The following is a 15,699-nucleotide window of genomic DNA, read 5'->3' as shown; positions in this document are numbered from 1 at the left end:
TCTTTTGATCTTCCGCTTGAGATTCAAGTGAGCCCAAGAGAAAAGATCGCAGCCTTCGGCAGCTCCTACGGGGTTATGCGGCGTTCATTTCCACCAATACTCGACCTGCAATCCGACGTTCGCACCGTGTCGCGCTGTGCCGAAGGCGCCGGTGTCGGACAACGCCGAACCTGCCGCCAGTTCATTGGCCGCCCGTTTGGCCGCCTCGTTCCAGCTGGCATAGGTGTAATACAGACGCACCTCGGGGCGCGCCCAGAATTCCGGGCCCTTGGGCGACCACGTCGGGGCGAAGGTGAACTTGCTCAGCTTGCGCGTCCCGCCCGTGGCTTCAACCTGATCGTGGCCCAGTTCGGTCACCAGTTTGAACTGCTCGGTGATCGCATAGGCCGGGCGAATCCCGAGGGAAATCCAGTTCTGGTCGGCGCCGTCCGGGCGAATGTCTTTCTGGTAGACCGCTTCGACTTGCCCGCCGAAACGCGGCGTCACTTGCCAGTCGAAGAACTCCACTACCCGGTAGCTTTTGCTGCTGTCATCCAGCCTCACGTTACCGGTATAGCCCAACCCGGTGCCGGGGCCTTCGCCGTACTGAAAGGCCAGTTTATTCTTGCCGCCCAGAAAGCCCTTTTGCACATGCTGGGTGGTGATCGCCCAACCGCGATGAGCGTCGCGGCTGTCGGGTTTGTCGATGTAGCTCAGGCCGAATTCCAGCTCACCACCAGGGTTAGTGTTGAAGCCGGCGACGTTGAAATCGTGACGGTTGATGTAGTCCTTCTGGTACAGGTTGTCCTTGCGCGAGAAGGCGTAGCTGTACTTCAGATCTCCGATCAGCACATCTTCGATACCGCCACCGGTGGCGCTCTGGTTCCAGTAGTAGAAGTCGGAAATGTGGATATCGTTCCGTTTGTAGTAACGCCGACCGGCCCACAGCGAACCGCCGTTGAGACTGGGCATGTTCGACCACTGCGCATACAGCTGCGGCAGGCGCACCGAGCCGTTGTCACCGTTGAATGTCAGGTCCTTGTCGTACTGGTTATACAGCGAGGCCATGCCATCGACACTGAGCACCGAACCGTCGTCCAGGGTGAACAGATCCTGGCGCAACTCCAACTCCGCATACTGTTCGCATTCGTTACCCAAGCGGTATTTGGTCTGCGCTCCCGGCAGCTGGAAACACTGCTGTTTACCGCTGTTAACCGAGGTGCCGACACCGCTGCGCAAGTAACCGGCGAATTCCAGCGCCTGGGCCGACAGTGGTAATGCCAGGCACACGCCCGCCGCTACAAGGCTGCGATTTATTGTTGTTTTCAAGAACCACCTCATTATTTTTATTGTGTGATGCAGCAAAAATCGGCGCGCAAACTCCCCCGCGCAGCGTTCTGCGTGTTTTTTGAAACGGTATTTTTGTTGGTTAAGGGCTAGTGGTTAGTCAGGTGCAGCACGAACGATTCAAACGGCCGTAAAAACACCTGCTGATTGCGCAGCGGACAGTCCGGGTAGTTGCTGATCACCAGACGTTGAGCCATCGCTTCATTGATCACGTCTGGCGGTAGTTCGACTTCGCACGGCGCGCCGTAGAAGTTGTTCAGCACCAGCAAACGCTCGCCATGGCCTTCACGCACATACACCCAGATTTTCGTGTGCTCAGGCAATAACTGCCGATAAACGCCATCGGACATCAGCGCTTCACTGCGGCGCAGGGCAATCAGTTGACGGTAGTGATGCAGCACCGAATCCGGGTCGTCGAGTTGATGCTCGACGTTGATCTGCGCCGCGTTGGCCGGCACGCCGATCCAGGGCTCGACCGCACTGAAACCGGCGTTCGGCTCGGCGTTCCAGTGCATCGGCGTGCGACCGTTGTCGCGGGACTTCTGCATGATCGCCGCCATGTTGTCGGCGTCGCTGCTACCGGCTTCGCGCTTGAGCCGGAAGATGTTCAGGGTTTCGACATCGCGGTATTGATCGATGTGATCGAAGCCCGGATTGGTCATGCCCAGTTCTTCACCCTGGTACACGAACGGCGTGCCCTGAAGGAAATGCAGCGCCGTGCCGAGCATCTTCGCCGACACCACCCGATGCTCGCCGTCATGACCAAAACGCGAGACCACCCGTGGTTGATCGTGGTTACACCAGAACAGCGCGTTCCAGCCGCCGCCGGCCTGCATCCCGGTCTGCCAGTCGGAGAGGATGCGCTTGAGTGCGAGGAAATCGAAATCGGCGCGAACCCACTTTTGCAGGTTCGGGTAATCCACCTTCAAGTGATGAAAGTTGAAGGTCATCGACAGCTCTTTCGACTCCGGTCGCGAGTAGCGAATGCAGTGTTCCAGGCTGGTGGATGACATCTCGCCGACGTTGATCAGGTCATGGCCTTCGAACACTTCGCGGTGCATTTGCTGCAAGTATTCATGGACGTTCGGGCCGTCGGTGTAGAAGCGCCGACCGTCGCTGTTGTCCTCGGGAAAATCCACCGGTTTGGAAATCAGGTTGATCACGTCCAGACGGAAACCGCCCACGCCTTTGTCGCGCCAGAAACGCATCATCTTGAACACTTCGGCACGCACCTGGGGGTTGTCCCAGTTCAGGTCGGCCTGAGTGTGGTCGAACAAGTGCAGGTAGTACTGACCGGTCTGGGCCTCGTACTCCCAGGCCGAACCGCCGAACTTGGATTCCCAGTTGTTCGGCTGGTCGCGCCAGATGTAGAAATCGCGGTAAGGGTTGTCGAGGCTGCTGCGGGCCTGCTGGAACCAGATGTGTTCGATCGAGGTGTGATTGACCACGATGTCGAGCATCAATTTGATCCCGCGCTTGCCGGCCTCGGCGATCAACAATTCACAGTCGGCCATGGTCCCGTAGCTTGGGTCGATGGCGTAGTAATCGCTGATGTCGTAACCATTGTCGCGCTGGGGCGAACGCAGGAACGGCGTGATCCACAGGCAGTCGACACCCAGCCAGTGCAGGTAGTCGAGCTTGGCCACGACGCCGAGCAAATCCCCCGTGGGGTTGCCGGCGTGGCTGTGAAAACTCTTCGGGTAGATCTGGTAGATCACCGAACGTTGCCAGTCTTGCATGGCGGGGTTCCCTCTTAAATATGTACTGGCCCCGTAGGAGCTGCCGAAGGCTGCGATCTTTTGATCTTGGTCTTTCAACAACACCGCCGAAGATCAAAAGATCGCAGCCTTCGGCAGCTCCTACGGGCGAATGCGATCTATCAAGCGACCCGATACCCGGGCCGGACAATCCTCATGCTCAACCCGCAGGTCAGAACAAACGGCACGACCATGGCAATCACCATCCCGACCACGAACATCGGAATGAACTGGGGAATGATCGAGATAAAACCGGGCAAGCCGCCGACGCCAATCGCCGAGGCCTGGACCTTGTTCAGCGACAGGAAAATGCAGCCCAGCGCAGAGCCGATCAGGGCCGCATAGAACGGAAATTTGTAGCGCAGGTTGACCCCGAACATGGCCGGTTCGGTGATGCCGAAGTACGCAGAAATCGCCGAGGTCGAGGCCATGCTTTTGTCCCGCACACTGCGGGTCATGTAGAACACCGCCAACGCCGCGCTGCCCTGGGCAAGGTTGGACATGACGATCATCGGCCAGATGAAGGTGCCGCCCTGGGTGGAGATCAGTTGCAGGTCGACCGCGAGAAACATGTGGTGCATGCCGGTGATCACCAGCGGTGCGTAGAGCAGGCCGAAAATCGCGCCGCCGACCATGGGCGCCAGGTCGAACAGGGCGACCACACCTTCAGTGATGAGAATCCCCAGATGGCGGGTCACCGGGCCAATCACTGCCAGCGCCAGCACGCCGGTGACGACGATGGTGGTGATCGGCACCACCAGCAATTGCACCGCGTTAGGCACTCGCGCCCGCAACCACTTTTCGATGACGCTCATCACATAGGCCGCCATTAGGATCGGCAGGATTTGCCCCTGGTAACCGACCTTCTCGATCTGAAATATACCGAGGATGTCGAAGTACGGCAGGCTCTGGCCCTCCAACCCCGCCACCGCTTTGCCGTAGTTCCAGGCATTGAGCAGATCCGGGTGCACCAGCATCAGGCCGAGCACGATGCCGAGGATTTCGCTGCCGCCAAAGCGCTTGGCCGCCGACCAGCCCACCAGGGCCGGGAGAAACACGAACGAGGTGTTGGCCATCAGGTTGATCAGACTCCAGAGCCCGTCAAGCTTAGGGTAGGCGTCCAGCAGGGTCTTGCCCTCAATGAACATGCCCTTGGCGCCGATCAGGTTGTTGATGCCCATCAACAGGCCGGCAATGATCAGTGCCGGGAGGATCGGCATGAACACGTCGGAAAACACCCGCACCAATCGCTGCATCGGGTGGATCTTGTCGGCGCTTTTCTGTTTGACGTCGGCGATGGTCGAGGCGGCGAGCCCGGTTTGCCGGCGCAGTTCGGCGTAGACCTTTTCCACTTCGCCGGGGCCGATCACCACCTGGAACAGGCCGCCGGTAAAGAACGAACCTTTGACCAGATCGATCTGGTTCAGCGTGGCGCTGTTGACCAGTTTCGGGTCCTTGAGGGCCAGGCGCAGGCGTGTGACGCAATGCGCGGCTTGCTCGAGGTTGTCGCTGCCACCGAGGCTGTGCAGCAGCTCAGAGGCGATATTCGGGTAGTCGTGGCTCATGCTCGTTCTTCCACTGTAGTTTTTTGTTATTGGCAGCACGCCGAAGCGAAAAGTACTCGTCTGTACGAGTTATTGCAACAACTCGTACAGACGAGTTTGATTTTGTTTCCCCCGAACCCGACAGGCGGCGACATTTCCTACCTCCGAAGTCAAAGAAACCCAAAGCCGCATGGACAAACCCCTACCCTGCCCTTAAGGTTCAAAACCTTGAGCACAGCGCGGCACAGAGCCATCCCCATGAGTAAATACAACCAGATCTACAGCGATCTGCTTGCCAGCATTACGACCGAACGTCTGGAACGCGGCGCACGACTGCCTTCCGAAACCGAACTGATGGACAGCTATCAGGCCAGTCGCGGCACTGTGCGCAAGGCCATCGAGCAATTGCAGGAGCGCGGTTTCGCCCAGAAAGTCCACGGCAAAGGCACCTTCGTGCTGTCGACCAACCCGATCGAGTTTCAGCTCGGCGGCATCGTCAGCTTCCAGGAAACCTACCCGCGACTGGGCAATGACGTCAGCACCGAGGTGGTCGAGTTCACACAAATCCCCCTCGAAGGCCCGTTGCTTGAACACATCAAAGCTGCAGAAGGCAGCCTGATCACGCGGATCAAGCGAGTACGGCGGATCGACGGCAAACGGGTGATCCTCGACATCAACCATTTCGTCAGCGACGTGATTCCCGGTTTGTCCCGCGATATCGCCGAACAATCGATCTACGCCTTCATCGAGCAGACCCTGCAACTGCAAATCGCCTACGCCCAGCGCACCATCGAAGCAGTGCCCCGCAGCAAGGACGACCAGCAACATCTGGACCTCGATGGGCAAAGCCATGTGATCGTGGTTAGTAACCAGACGTTTTTGCAGGATGGCAGGCAGTTCGAGTACACCGAATCGCGACATACCCTGGACAAGTTTTACTTTTCGGATGTGGCCCGGCGCTGAGATGCGCTACGGCCGGATAAAGGGAAATGAAGGCGGTCGCGTGCGTTTAACTTGCACGAACAAATAGGATGGGATGTGTTAGCTGCCTGACACTGGCAGCTAACAATCAATCGATCTTGTAACCCCTGCGCTTATCGAACTCCTGATACTTCTGCGAAATGGCCGGGTCATCGAAGGTTCCTTCAATAGTGTCCACCGAAACGAGTCCATTAAGCCCCTTAACTGACTGAATGGCGGCTTCCCATTCGCCCGGTTCCAGAGGCGGCTCGATAAAGTCTTTCAAGTAATCATCCAGGATTCCCTTGTCGGGCGTCTCGATCTCGCTACTTAACGCCGACAGGTAAGCGGACTTTGTCGTCCTGCTCCAGTTGATTGAAAACCCTGCTCGATCACACAACACCGAGTGAACCACGAGCATCGTTCGGCCATTGCCATCCAGGAACGGATGACCATAGGCAAAAAAACCCATCACTACACCGGGGGATTTTCTGAGCAAGTCTTTGTTCTGACCGAGACGAAGCCCTTCTTCTACAGCCCTTTTAGCCTCAAACGGAGGACAGAAGAATATATCGGCCTTGGAAATGGCCAAATCAGGAGAAGTGCTCAATCTGTCCTTGCCCGCCCAAGGATAAAGATCCCCAAAAAGAAGTTTGTGAACGTGTAAAAAATCACCGTAAGTGATCGTTCTCTTCTTGGCCAGGAAAGCCATTGCATCCAACAGGTTCGCGGTAAACAAGTCGTGCTCAAGGTGTTTGACGATGTTGAGGTCTTTTTCACCCACAACATTCCTGAGATACCCTTTCGCTTCGAAATCCTTGAACGGATCAAACACGCTGTCTTTCTCTCAAGTAGTTGGCGAGCAAATGAACCGCTTCTGTGCCGGTAACCTTTTTCTCTTTTTTCAACGCAATGACCAACTGCTCAATTGAGTCGGTACGAACATCATCCCCGGCCAATCTCGAGACATTTTCTGCCCATTCATCGGCAAATGTTTTGACGTACGAAACCTTGTTGAGCTCGGCGAGATCCAGCACGTATCGTTTGAGTCCAACAGTCGGGATGATCAAGCCACCGGTTTGTGGGTGACGCCTCACTGTATTTTTCGCTTTCCGGGAGGGCGCCCGTTCATTGATGTAAACCACCGACCTTCCGCCCAACGACAATTTGCGGCGGATTCGGCGATTGCCCTGCACGCATATTTTCGCTTCCTTGCGGGCGACCGAACGGCGCTGTTCTGAAGGCGTCATTTGCACTGAAGCGCTCATGCCTAACCGTCTAAATGCTTCGACCGCCAGTGTTTCAAGATCCTCGACAGGCGTAATGAGTCCGGTGTCAGGATTTCTGAACGCTTTGGCATAAACTCCAATGCCCATCCGAACAATTACGCCCTTTTTCTGCAGCTCATCGAGAGCGACGGAAACTTGAGAGTGACCACCCAGCGATGCAACATCCGCGCGCAGGATCACATTACCCGACGTGCGCTGGATGGCCATCCGCATGCGTTCTTCAAGCTTCATGTTCAATCCTCCCGACAGCGAGCGAATACTTTACCACCTGTCGAAGCAAAACTTCTGCTGGCCATGTCGCTCACTTTATACGTTACAGAAACAGACGTTTCAAAAGCAGTTAGGCATAAAAAAGCCCCTGACCGAGACCGGTTCAGGGGCTTTCGCAACGATGACTCTAGTGCGGGATCACTCCCACTCGATCGTCGCCGGCGGCTTGCTCGACACGTCGTAAGTAACGCGGGAGATGCCTTCGATTTCATTGATGATCCGGCCGCTGACGGTTTCCAGCAGTTCGTAAGGCAGGTGTGCCCAACGCGCGGTCATGAAGTCGATGGTTTCCACGGCACGCAGGGCAACGACCCATGCGTAACGACGGCCATCGCCGACAACGCCAACCGACTTCACCGGCTGGAACACCACGAATGCCTGGCTGACCTTGTGGTACCAGTCGGCCTTGCGCAGTTCTTCGATGAAGATGTGGTCGGCGCGACGCAGCAGGTCGGCGTATTCCTTCTTCACTTCACCGAGAATGCGCACGCCCAGGCCCGGGCCCGGGAACGGGTGACGGTAGACCATGTCGTACGGCAGGCCCAGTTCCAGGCCCAGACGACGGACTTCATCCTTGAACAGCTCGCGCAGGGGTTCAACCAGCTTGAGGTTCATTTCTTCCGGCAGACCGCCCACGTTGTGGTGCGACTTGATCACGTGCGCCTTGCCGCTTTTGGCGCCAGCCGACTCGATCACGTCCGGGTAGATGGTGCCTTGGGCGAGGTATTTGATGTTATCCAGTTTGTTGGACTGGGCATCGAAAACGTCGATGAAGGTACGGCCGATGATCTTGCGCTTCTTCTCTGGGTCGCTTTCGCCTGCCAGATTGTCGAGGAACTGGTCCTCGGCGTTGGCGCGAATCACTTTGACGCCCATGTTCTCGGCGAACATGGCCATCACTTGCTCGCCTTCGTGCAAGCGCAGCAGGCCGTTGTCGACGAAGACGCAGGTCAACTGGTCGCCGATAGCCTTGTGCAGCAGCGCGGCAACCACCGAGGAGTCAACGCCGCCGGACAAGCCGAGCAATACGTTGTCGGTGCCCACCTGGGCGCGGACCTGGGCGATGGCGTCTTCGGCAATCTTCGAAGGCGTCCACAGGGCTTCGCAGCCGCAGATGTCGAGGATGAAGCGCGAGAGGATGCGACCGCCCTGCTTGGTGTGGGTCACTTCCGGGTGGAACTGCACGCCGTAGTAGCCGCGAGCATCGTTGAACATGCCGGCAATCGGGCAGCTCGGGGTGCTGGCCAGGATGTGGAAGTCTTCCGGCATCTTGGTGACCTTGTCACCGTGGCTCATCCACACGTCGAGGCCGAACAGGCCATCGGCGTCAATATGGTCTTCGATGCCATCGAGCAGACGGCTCTTGCCGACCACGTCAACGCGGGCATAACCGAATTCACGCAGCTCGGAACCTTCGACCTTGCCGCCCAGCTGTTCAGCCATGGTCTGCATGCCGTAGCAGATACCGAAGACCGGTACGCCCAGGTCAAACACCGCTTGCGGGCAGCGCGGACTGTCGGCTACGTGCACGGACTCGGGGCCGCCGGCGAGAATGACGCCTTTTGGAGCGAATTCGCGAATCGCTTCGTCGTCCATGTCGAACGGATGCAGTTCGCAGTACACGCCGATTTCACGCACGCGGCGGGCAATCAGCTGGGTGTACTGGGAACCGAAGTCGAGGATCAGGATGCGGTGGGCGTGAATGTCGAGGGCCATGTGGTCAGTCTCGTCTATGCAGTTCGGTGAAGAGAATCAGAAACAACTCGGGGCTGAAAACAGCCCCGGTTACTTAACTTATTGCTGGAAGCCTCAACCTACGCGGTAGTTTGGCGCTTCTTTGGTGATTTGCACGTCGTGAACGTGGGACTCGGCCATGCCAGCGCCGGTGATCCGCACGAACTCAGGCTTGGTGCGCATTTCTTCGATATCGGCGCTACCGGTGTAGCCCATGGAAGAACGCAGGCCACCCATCAGTTGATGGATGATGGCGCTCAGGGTGCCCTTGTACGGAACACGCCCTTCAATGCCTTCCGGAACCAGTTTCTCGGCGCCTGCCGAGGAGTCCTGGAAGTAACGGTCGGAGGAACCTTGAGCCTGGGACATGGCGCCCAGCGAACCCATGCCGCGGTAAGCCTTGTACGAACGGCCCTGGAACAGTTCGATCTCGCCCGGCGCTTCTTCAGTACCGGCAAACATCGAGCCCATCATCACGCAGGAGGCACCGGCTACGATGGCCTTGGACAGGTCACCGGAGAAACGGATGCCGCCGTCGGCGATCAACGGAACGCCAGTGCCTTCAAGGGCAGCGGCGACGTTGGCGATGGCACTGATTTGCGGGACGCCGACACCGGCGACGATACGGGTGGTGCAGATCGAGCCAGGGCCGATACCGACCTTGACTGCGTCAGCGCCAGCTTCGGCCAGGGCCTTGGCGGCAGCGCCGGTGGCGATGTTGCCGCCGATGACCTGCACTTCAGGGAAGTTCTGCTTGACCCAGCGAACGCGGTCGATCACACCTTTGGAGTGGCCGTGAGCAGTGTCGACCACTACTACGTCAACACCAGCGTGAACCAGGGCGGCTACGCGGTCACCGGTGTCTTTACCGGTACCGACTGCAGCGCCAACACGCAGACGACCTTGATCGTCCTTGCTGGCCAGCGGGTAAGCCTTGGCTTTTTCGATGTCGTTGACGGTCATCATGCCTTTGAGGGCGAATTTGTCGTCGACGATCAGCACGCGTTCGATACGGTGCTTGTGCAACAGCTCACGGACGTCGTTCTTGTCGGCGCCTTCCTTGACCGTGACCAGACGCTCTTTAGGCGTCATCACTTCACGGACGCTGGCGTCCAAACGGTTCTCGAAACGCACGTCACGGGAAGTGACGATGCCGACCAGGTCGCCATCGTGCAGTACCGGAACGCCGGAGATGTTGTGCTGGCGAGTCAATTCGAACAGTTCACGAACCGTGGCGTCAGCCTCGATGGTGATCGGGTCCTTGACCACGCCGGCTTCGTAACGCTTGACCTTACGCACTTCGGCAGCTTGCTGCTCGATGGTCATGTTCTTGTGGATGATACCGATGCCACCTTCCTGAGCCATGGCAATTGCCAAACGGGCTTCAGTAACGGTGTCCATGGCAGCAGAAACCAGTGGAATATTCAGCTCGATGCCACGGGTAAGGCGGGTCTTGAGACTGACTTCGTTAGGAAGAACCTCGGAATAACCGGGCACTAAAAGAATGTCGTCGAAGGTCAGAGCTTCTTGGCTGATACGCAGCATCGCGGGGGCTCCCGAGCGGGAAAATGGAAGCGCGCCATTATAGTCAGACACCCCCTCGGGTTCAATGTAAAACTCTGTCTATTATTGGCATTACTGACATACGGAAAAACGACGCCTCTGTAGGAGCTGCCGAAGGCTGCGATCTTTTGACTTTGATTTTCAAAAAACAAGATCAAAAGATCGCAGCCTGCGGCAGCTCCTACAAAGGCGCCCGCGTTCAGAGTTCGACTTTGACCCAGCTCACGGGTTGATCCAGCCAATCGGCAAATTCGTCGATGAAGCTCTGCTTGAACCCGGCCTCAAGCCAGTTGTTGAAGATGAAGCCCAGATTGGAAAAGCCGCATTCCTGCAAGAACAGAAACCCGTTGATGTCATCTTCATGCCCGCATTCAGGGCACGTGAAGTTATCGGTGCGCCCCGGCATCCACTCTTCCAGGCTTTCGAACAGCGCTTCGCCGATCTCCTTGCGGCACTCGGCGCAGCCGGCTTCTTCGAGGAATCCCTTGGCCGGTGTATAGATGCAGCGCTTGGTGATGATTTCCAGGCCATTGACCGGCTCGCCGAACGGCAGCGCTTCAGGGTGCAGGACCACGGCGCGGGCACCGTCGGCGATGGCGTGGGCCATGCGATTGCCGGTGCGACCACAGGTGGTCAGTTCTTCTTTGATGATGTTCTTGCGCACCAGCCAACGCACGACCGCCCGGGCCCGGGGTTCGTGTACCGGCAGGGTGGAGATTTTCGGGACGATGATGCTTTGGGAATTCATGGTGCAAGCCTACTGCGTCAAAAGGAAGTTCTGCGGTGTTCGTCCTGACGCCATCGCGGGCAAGCCCAGATTCCAGTCAGTTAAGGTGCGAAACCTGTGGGAGCGTGCTTGCTCGCGAAAGCGGTGGGGCAGGCAACATCAATGTTTACTGTGCCGCCGTCTTCGCGAGCAAGCCCGCTCCCACATGGATTGCGCTTAACTGACTGGAATCTGGGCTTGCCCGCGAAGGCGTCAGGGCGGCCGGCAGCTTAATCCCTGACGAAATCCGGTCAAGTACTCAAATAGCGCCCGATCAAGGCAATCCCGCTGGCCAGCACCAGCCAGGTGACCAGCCGCACGAATGCCTCGCGGGACAATTTCATGGTCAACCGCCGGCCGATCCACAACCCCAGCGCCATCGCTGGCAACAAACACAGCGCCAACACCAACAAGGGTAGCTCGGCATACACACCGGCGACGGCAAACAGGCTCAAACGCACCACGGTGCTGCAACTGATCAGCGCACTCTGGGTCGCCCGGGCCGCGTCCTTGGGCAGCCGACTGTTCAAATAGATCGCATATAAAAAGCCGCCACTGCCAAACAGCGCCCCGAACATCCCGCCCACCGTGCCCATCGGCACCGCCCACCCGGCGGACAATCGCGCCGGACGGGTTTTAATCCACAGGCTGTAAATCGCATAGGCACTGATAAACAGCCCCATCAACAGCAGCAATACATCGGATTTCAGGTTCAGCAGAAAAATCACCCCCAACGTGCAGCCCACTGCCATGCACGGCAGCAATCGCAGCAATTCGGGCCTCGCCACATTCCGTCGTGAGGGCAGCAGATTGCCGAACGCCGCGACGAAATCCAGCAACACCAGCAGCGGCACGATTTTCGACAGCGGCATGAACAGGATCAGAATCGGCCCGGCCACCAGCGCGGTGCCAAAACCGGCGATGCCGAACACGATGTAGGCCAGGGCGACGCCCAACCCGATCACCAGCCAATCCACCGCACCCCACGGCCATTGGTTTAATAACTCCAGCACATTCATCGACACGGCTTCCTTTTATTCCTGCGATGACTTTAGCCAGCGCCGAGCGTTGCGACTAATATCTTCAACGTCGACTACCCATCTCGAAAAGGCATACCTCGTGCTTTCAACCCGCCAATTGCGTTACTTCGTGGAAATCGCCGAGAGCGGCAGCTTCAGTGCTGCAGCCGAACGACTGTTCATTGCTCAATCGGCCTTGAGCCGGCAGATCAAGGACATGGAAACCCGGCTGCAAACGCCGCTGTTCGAACGCACCGCGCGCCAGCCCCGTTTGACGGCGGCGGGTGAAGCCTTTTTGCCTCGGGCCAGAAACCTATTGAACGAACTGACCAAGGCCAGCGAGATGGCCACCCAGGTGGGCACCGGTCAACTGGGCGTTTTGCGCCTCAGTCACTCCAGCACCGTGCCCATGAGCGGTCGGCTACTGCGAGGAATCAGCGTCTACCTGGATCGGCACGCTGGTGTGTCGATGGACATTGTCAAGCTGTCCTCCGAGGCGCAACTGGAAGAATTGGTCGAAGGTCGCCTCGATGTGGGCCTGTTGCGCCTGCCGGTGCTGCGTCAGCGTGAAGGGGTGCAAATTGTTCCGCTGTACAGCGAGCGCCTGTTGCTGGCGGTGCCGCCAAATCATCGGCTGGCTGTGGATAAGTCCGCGCAAGGCATCGATCTGGCGCAGTTGAAGAATGAAGCGTTTATTTCTATCCCTCATCCACAGCGTGGCGGCCTGAGCTATCTGTCCGCCGAGTTGTGCATGCGCCAAGGGTTCTTTCCCCGGGCGGCTCGAGTGGTGTCGCGCAAAACCACGCAACTGCAACTGATCCAGGCCGGGTTCGGCATTGCGCTGTTGCCCGAATCGATGCAAGACATTGCGCCGCCGGATATCCACTTTCTGTCCTTGGACGACCCGGATTGCCACAGCACTGTCGCCCTCGCCTGTCGGCAGAGTCCCACTGCGCTGGTTCAGCAATTCATTCAGCATTTCACCCAATCCCTATAGGAGCTGCCGCAGGCTGCGATTTTTTCGGCTGACCGACCAGCAGATCAAAAGATCGCAGGCTGCGCCAGCTCCTACGGGGCTTTGAGTGCATCCGCTCAATCAGCGGTGTACTCGGTCAATGTAGGAGCTGCCGAAGGCTGCGATCTTTTGATCTTCAGCAATTTCAGCCTCGCCGAAAATCAAGATCAAAAGATCGCAGCCTGCGGCAGCTCCTACAGGGGGATCGTGCATTGCGCAGGAGATTGCCTTTATCATGCGCCCCATGATTAAAGATCCCTTTGCAAGACTCGGCCTGGACCGGGAAGTCCTGACTGTCAGCCAGCTCAACGGCCGCGCGCGGGTGTTGCTCGAAGACGTGTTCAGCAACATCTGGGTCGAAGGCGAAATCTCCAACCTCGCCCGCCCGGCGTCCGGCCATGTGTATTTCACCCTCAAGGACAGCGGCGCCCAAGTGCGTTGCGCGCTGTTCCGGCAGAACGCCGCGCGGGTTCGCCAGGCGTTGAAGGACGGCTTGGCGGTCAAGGTTCGCGGCAAGGTTTCGCTGTTTGAAGGCCGTGGCGATTACCAGCTGATTCTCGACACCGTGGAACCGGCCGGTGATGGCGCCCTGCGCCTGGCCTTCGATGCGTTGAAGGAAAAGCTCAGTGCCGAAGGCCTGTTCAGTGCCGAGCGCAAAGTGCCGCTGCCGGCGCACCCGCAACGCATCGGCATCATCAGCTCGCCCACCGGCGCGGTGATCCGCGACATCATCAGTGTGTTCCGCCGCCGCGCGCCGCAGATCCAACTGACGCTGATCCCCACCGCCGTGCAAGGCCGCGAAGCCACCGCGCAGATTGTCCGCGCGCTGAAACTGGCGGATGCCCGCGGTTTCGACGCGTTGATCCTGGCCCGTGGCGGCGGCTCTCTGGAAGACCTCTGGTGTTTCAACGAAGAAGCCGTGGCTCGCGCCGTAGATGCCTGCGTGACGCCGATTGTCAGCGCCGTCGGCCACGAAACCGACGTGTCGATCAGTGACTTCGTCGCCGACGTCCGCGCCCCGACACCGTCCGCCGCGGCCGAACTGCTCGCGCCGGATTCCAGCGATCTGGTGCGTCGTGTCGAAAGTCTGCACCGACGCCTGGTGATGCGCATCCGCGACCGCTTGATGCGCGACCGGCTGCGTCTGGAAGGCATGGCCCGGCGCCTGCGTCATCCCGGCGAACGACTGCGCCAGCAAGCACAACGTCTGGATGATCTGGACATGCGCATGCGCCGCGCTTTCGAACGCAGCCTCAATACCCGTCGCGAACGCTTGATCCGTCTGGAAACCCGCCTCGCCGGGCAACATCCAGGGCGACAACTGGCGATGCTTCGCCAGCGCCTCGACAGCCTCGCCGAGCGCCTGCCCCGGGCCATGCGTGAAGGGCTTAAATCCCGCCGCTTGCAACTGCAAAGTCAGATGCAGACGCTGCATGTGGTCAGCCCTTTGGCGACCCTCGCACGTGGCTACAGCATTCTGCTGGACGAGCGCGGCAACGCGATTCGTAGCGCCGCGCAGACCCATACCGGCCAGCGCCTGAAAGCCAAACTCGGCGAAGGCGAGCTGCAAGTGCGCGTCGAAGACAATCACCTGACGCCCGTCACCCTTTCTCTACTGGATTGATCCATGCCGCGTTTTTTAGCTCCGCTGCTGTTGCTGTGCCTGACCTTCAACGCCCACGCCGACAGTTACATCACCCGCCTGTTGAACAAACCGGTGCCGGGTGGCGTGGCGGTGGTGGACCTGGGCAGCTCCGCCCAGGACCCCAAAGCCAGCTATCAAGGCAAACCGGTATTGGTGGTCAAGGAACAGAACAACTGGCTGGCCATCGTCGGCGTGCCGCTGACCGTCAAACCGGGCAGCCAGTCGCTTAGCAGCGGTGGTCGCAACCTGAACTTCACCGTCGGCGGCAAGAAATACCCGGAACAGCACATCACCCTGAAAAACACTCAGCAGGTCAATCCGAACCCGGAGAATCTCAAGCGCATCGAGGGTGAGCTGGCGGAGCAGATCCAGGCCTACCGCAGCTTCAGCCCGAACACCCCGAGCAATCTGCTGCTGGACAAACCGGTCAACGGGCCGCTGTCGAGCAAGTTCGGCGTGCGCCGCTTTTTCAATGGCGAAGAGCGCAATCCCCACGCGGGCCTCGACTTCGCGGTGCCTGCCGGCACGCCGATCAAAACCCCGGCCGCCGGCAAGGTGATTCTGATCGGTAACTACTTCTTCAACGGCAATACGGTGTTCGTCGACCACGGCCAAGGCTTCATCAGCATGTTCTGTCACATGTCGAAGATCGACGTAAAAGTTGGGCAGCAATTGGCGCGTGGTGGCGTGGTCGGGAAAGTCGGCGCCACGGGGCGCGCGACCGGGCCGCATATGCACTGGAACATCAGCCTGAACGATGCGCGGGTGGATCCGGCGATTTTTATTGGGGCGTTTCAGCCGTAAATAGTTG

At 58.6% G+C, this 15,699-nt stretch carries 14 protein-coding genes; 4 read left to right on the top strand and 10 right to left on the bottom strand.

The window, feature by feature from the left end; genetic code table 11:
- Window positions 1–84: 84 nt before the first annotated feature.
- The 3 genes from F6R97_RS20470 to treP all read right to left on the bottom strand — a co-directional run bounded on the left by F6R97_RS20470 (window position 85) and on the right by treP (window position 4,648).
- Window positions 85–1,308 carry a maltoporin gene (locus F6R97_RS20470; protein ID WP_038981765.1) on the bottom strand — a complete coding sequence of 408 codons (1,224 nt, stop codon included), beginning with the start codon at window positions 1,306–1,308 and terminating at the stop codon, window positions 85–87.
- Between the two features lie 107 nt (window positions 1,309–1,415).
- Entirely contained in the window at window positions 1,416–3,065 is a 1,650-nt protein-coding gene (gene treC, locus F6R97_RS20465) for an alpha,alpha-phosphotrehalase (protein ID WP_315866993.1), read from the bottom strand.
- 140 nt (window positions 3,066–3,205) lie between these two features.
- Complete coding sequence (gene treP / locus F6R97_RS20460) at window positions 3,206–4,648, bottom strand: PTS system trehalose-specific EIIBC component (protein WP_315866992.1); 1,443 nt, start codon at window positions 4,646–4,648, stop codon at window positions 3,206–3,208.
- 237 nt (window positions 4,649–4,885) lie between these two features.
- On the opposite strand from treP, the gene treR reads away from it, so the two are divergent.
- Complete coding sequence (gene treR, locus F6R97_RS20455) at window positions 4,886–5,590, top strand: trehalose operon repressor (protein ID WP_008014686.1); 705 nt, start codon at window positions 4,886–4,888, stop codon at window positions 5,588–5,590.
- A gap of 106 nt (window positions 5,591–5,696) precedes the next feature.
- Here treR and F6R97_RS20450 read toward each other — a convergent pair whose 3' ends face one another.
- The 6 genes from F6R97_RS20450 to F6R97_RS20425 form a co-directional block, all read right to left on the bottom strand.
- Complete coding sequence (locus F6R97_RS20450) at window positions 5,697–6,422, bottom strand: Fic/DOC family protein (protein ID WP_038981761.1); 726 nt, start codon at window positions 6,420–6,422, stop codon at window positions 5,697–5,699.
- Window positions 6,415–7,107, bottom strand: coding sequence for a hypothetical protein (locus F6R97_RS20445; RefSeq protein WP_038981760.1), 693 nt, complete (start codon window positions 7,105–7,107; stop codon window positions 6,415–6,417). Before F6R97_RS20445 ends, F6R97_RS20450 begins: the two co-directional genes overlap by 8 nt.
- A 177-nt stretch (window positions 7,108–7,284) precedes the next feature.
- Window positions 7,285–8,862 (bottom strand): glutamine-hydrolyzing GMP synthase, encoded by a 1,578-nt coding sequence (gene guaA / locus F6R97_RS20440; protein WP_007903619.1) that lies wholly within the window; start codon window positions 8,860–8,862, stop codon window positions 7,285–7,287.
- Between the two features lie 93 nt (window positions 8,863–8,955).
- On the bottom strand, window positions 8,956–10,425 hold the full coding sequence (gene guaB / locus F6R97_RS20435; RefSeq protein ID WP_038981759.1) for an IMP dehydrogenase: 1,470 nt from the start codon (window positions 10,423–10,425) through the stop codon (window positions 8,956–8,958).
- A gap of 217 nt (window positions 10,426–10,642) precedes the next feature.
- Window positions 10,643–11,191 carry a hypothetical protein gene (locus F6R97_RS20430; RefSeq protein ID WP_038981758.1) on the bottom strand — a complete coding sequence of 183 codons (549 nt, stop codon included), beginning with the start codon at window positions 11,189–11,191 and terminating at the stop codon, window positions 10,643–10,645.
- 269 nt (window positions 11,192–11,460) lie between these two features.
- Window positions 11,461–12,228, bottom strand: coding sequence for a sulfite exporter TauE/SafE family protein (locus F6R97_RS20425; protein ID WP_038981757.1), 768 nt, complete (start codon window positions 12,226–12,228; stop codon window positions 11,461–11,463).
- Between the two features lie 100 nt (window positions 12,229–12,328).
- Between F6R97_RS20425 and F6R97_RS20420 the strand changes: the two genes are divergently transcribed.
- Window positions 12,329–13,225 (top strand): LysR family transcriptional regulator, encoded by an 897-nt coding sequence (locus tag F6R97_RS20420; protein WP_038981756.1) that lies wholly within the window; start codon window positions 12,329–12,331, stop codon window positions 13,223–13,225.
- 99 nt (window positions 13,226–13,324) lie between these two features.
- Here F6R97_RS20420 and F6R97_RS20415 read toward each other — a convergent pair whose 3' ends face one another.
- Complete coding sequence (locus F6R97_RS20415; protein WP_156320472.1) at window positions 13,325–13,489, bottom strand: hypothetical protein; 165 nt, start codon at window positions 13,487–13,489, stop codon at window positions 13,325–13,327.
- Here F6R97_RS20415 and xseA point away from each other — a divergent pair.
- Window positions 13,488–14,867, top strand: coding sequence for an exodeoxyribonuclease VII large subunit (gene xseA, locus F6R97_RS20410; protein ID WP_038981755.1), 1,380 nt, complete (start codon window positions 13,488–13,490; stop codon window positions 14,865–14,867). The two genes, F6R97_RS20415 and xseA, sit on opposite strands and share 2 nt — an antisense overlap.
- 3 nt (window positions 14,868–14,870) lie before the next feature.
- Window positions 14,871–15,692: a peptidoglycan DD-metalloendopeptidase family protein gene (locus tag F6R97_RS20405; protein ID WP_315866991.1), complete on the top strand. Its 822-nt coding sequence runs from the start codon at window positions 14,871–14,873 to the stop codon at window positions 15,690–15,692.
- Window positions 15,693–15,699: the final 7 nt, after the last annotated feature.

The organism is Pseudomonas sp. JV414 (assembly GCF_032424305.1).
Taxonomy (GTDB): domain Bacteria; phylum Pseudomonadota; class Gammaproteobacteria; order Pseudomonadales; family Pseudomonadaceae; genus Aquipseudomonas; species Aquipseudomonas lini.
This window is presented reverse-complemented; position numbering and strand designations above follow the sequence as displayed.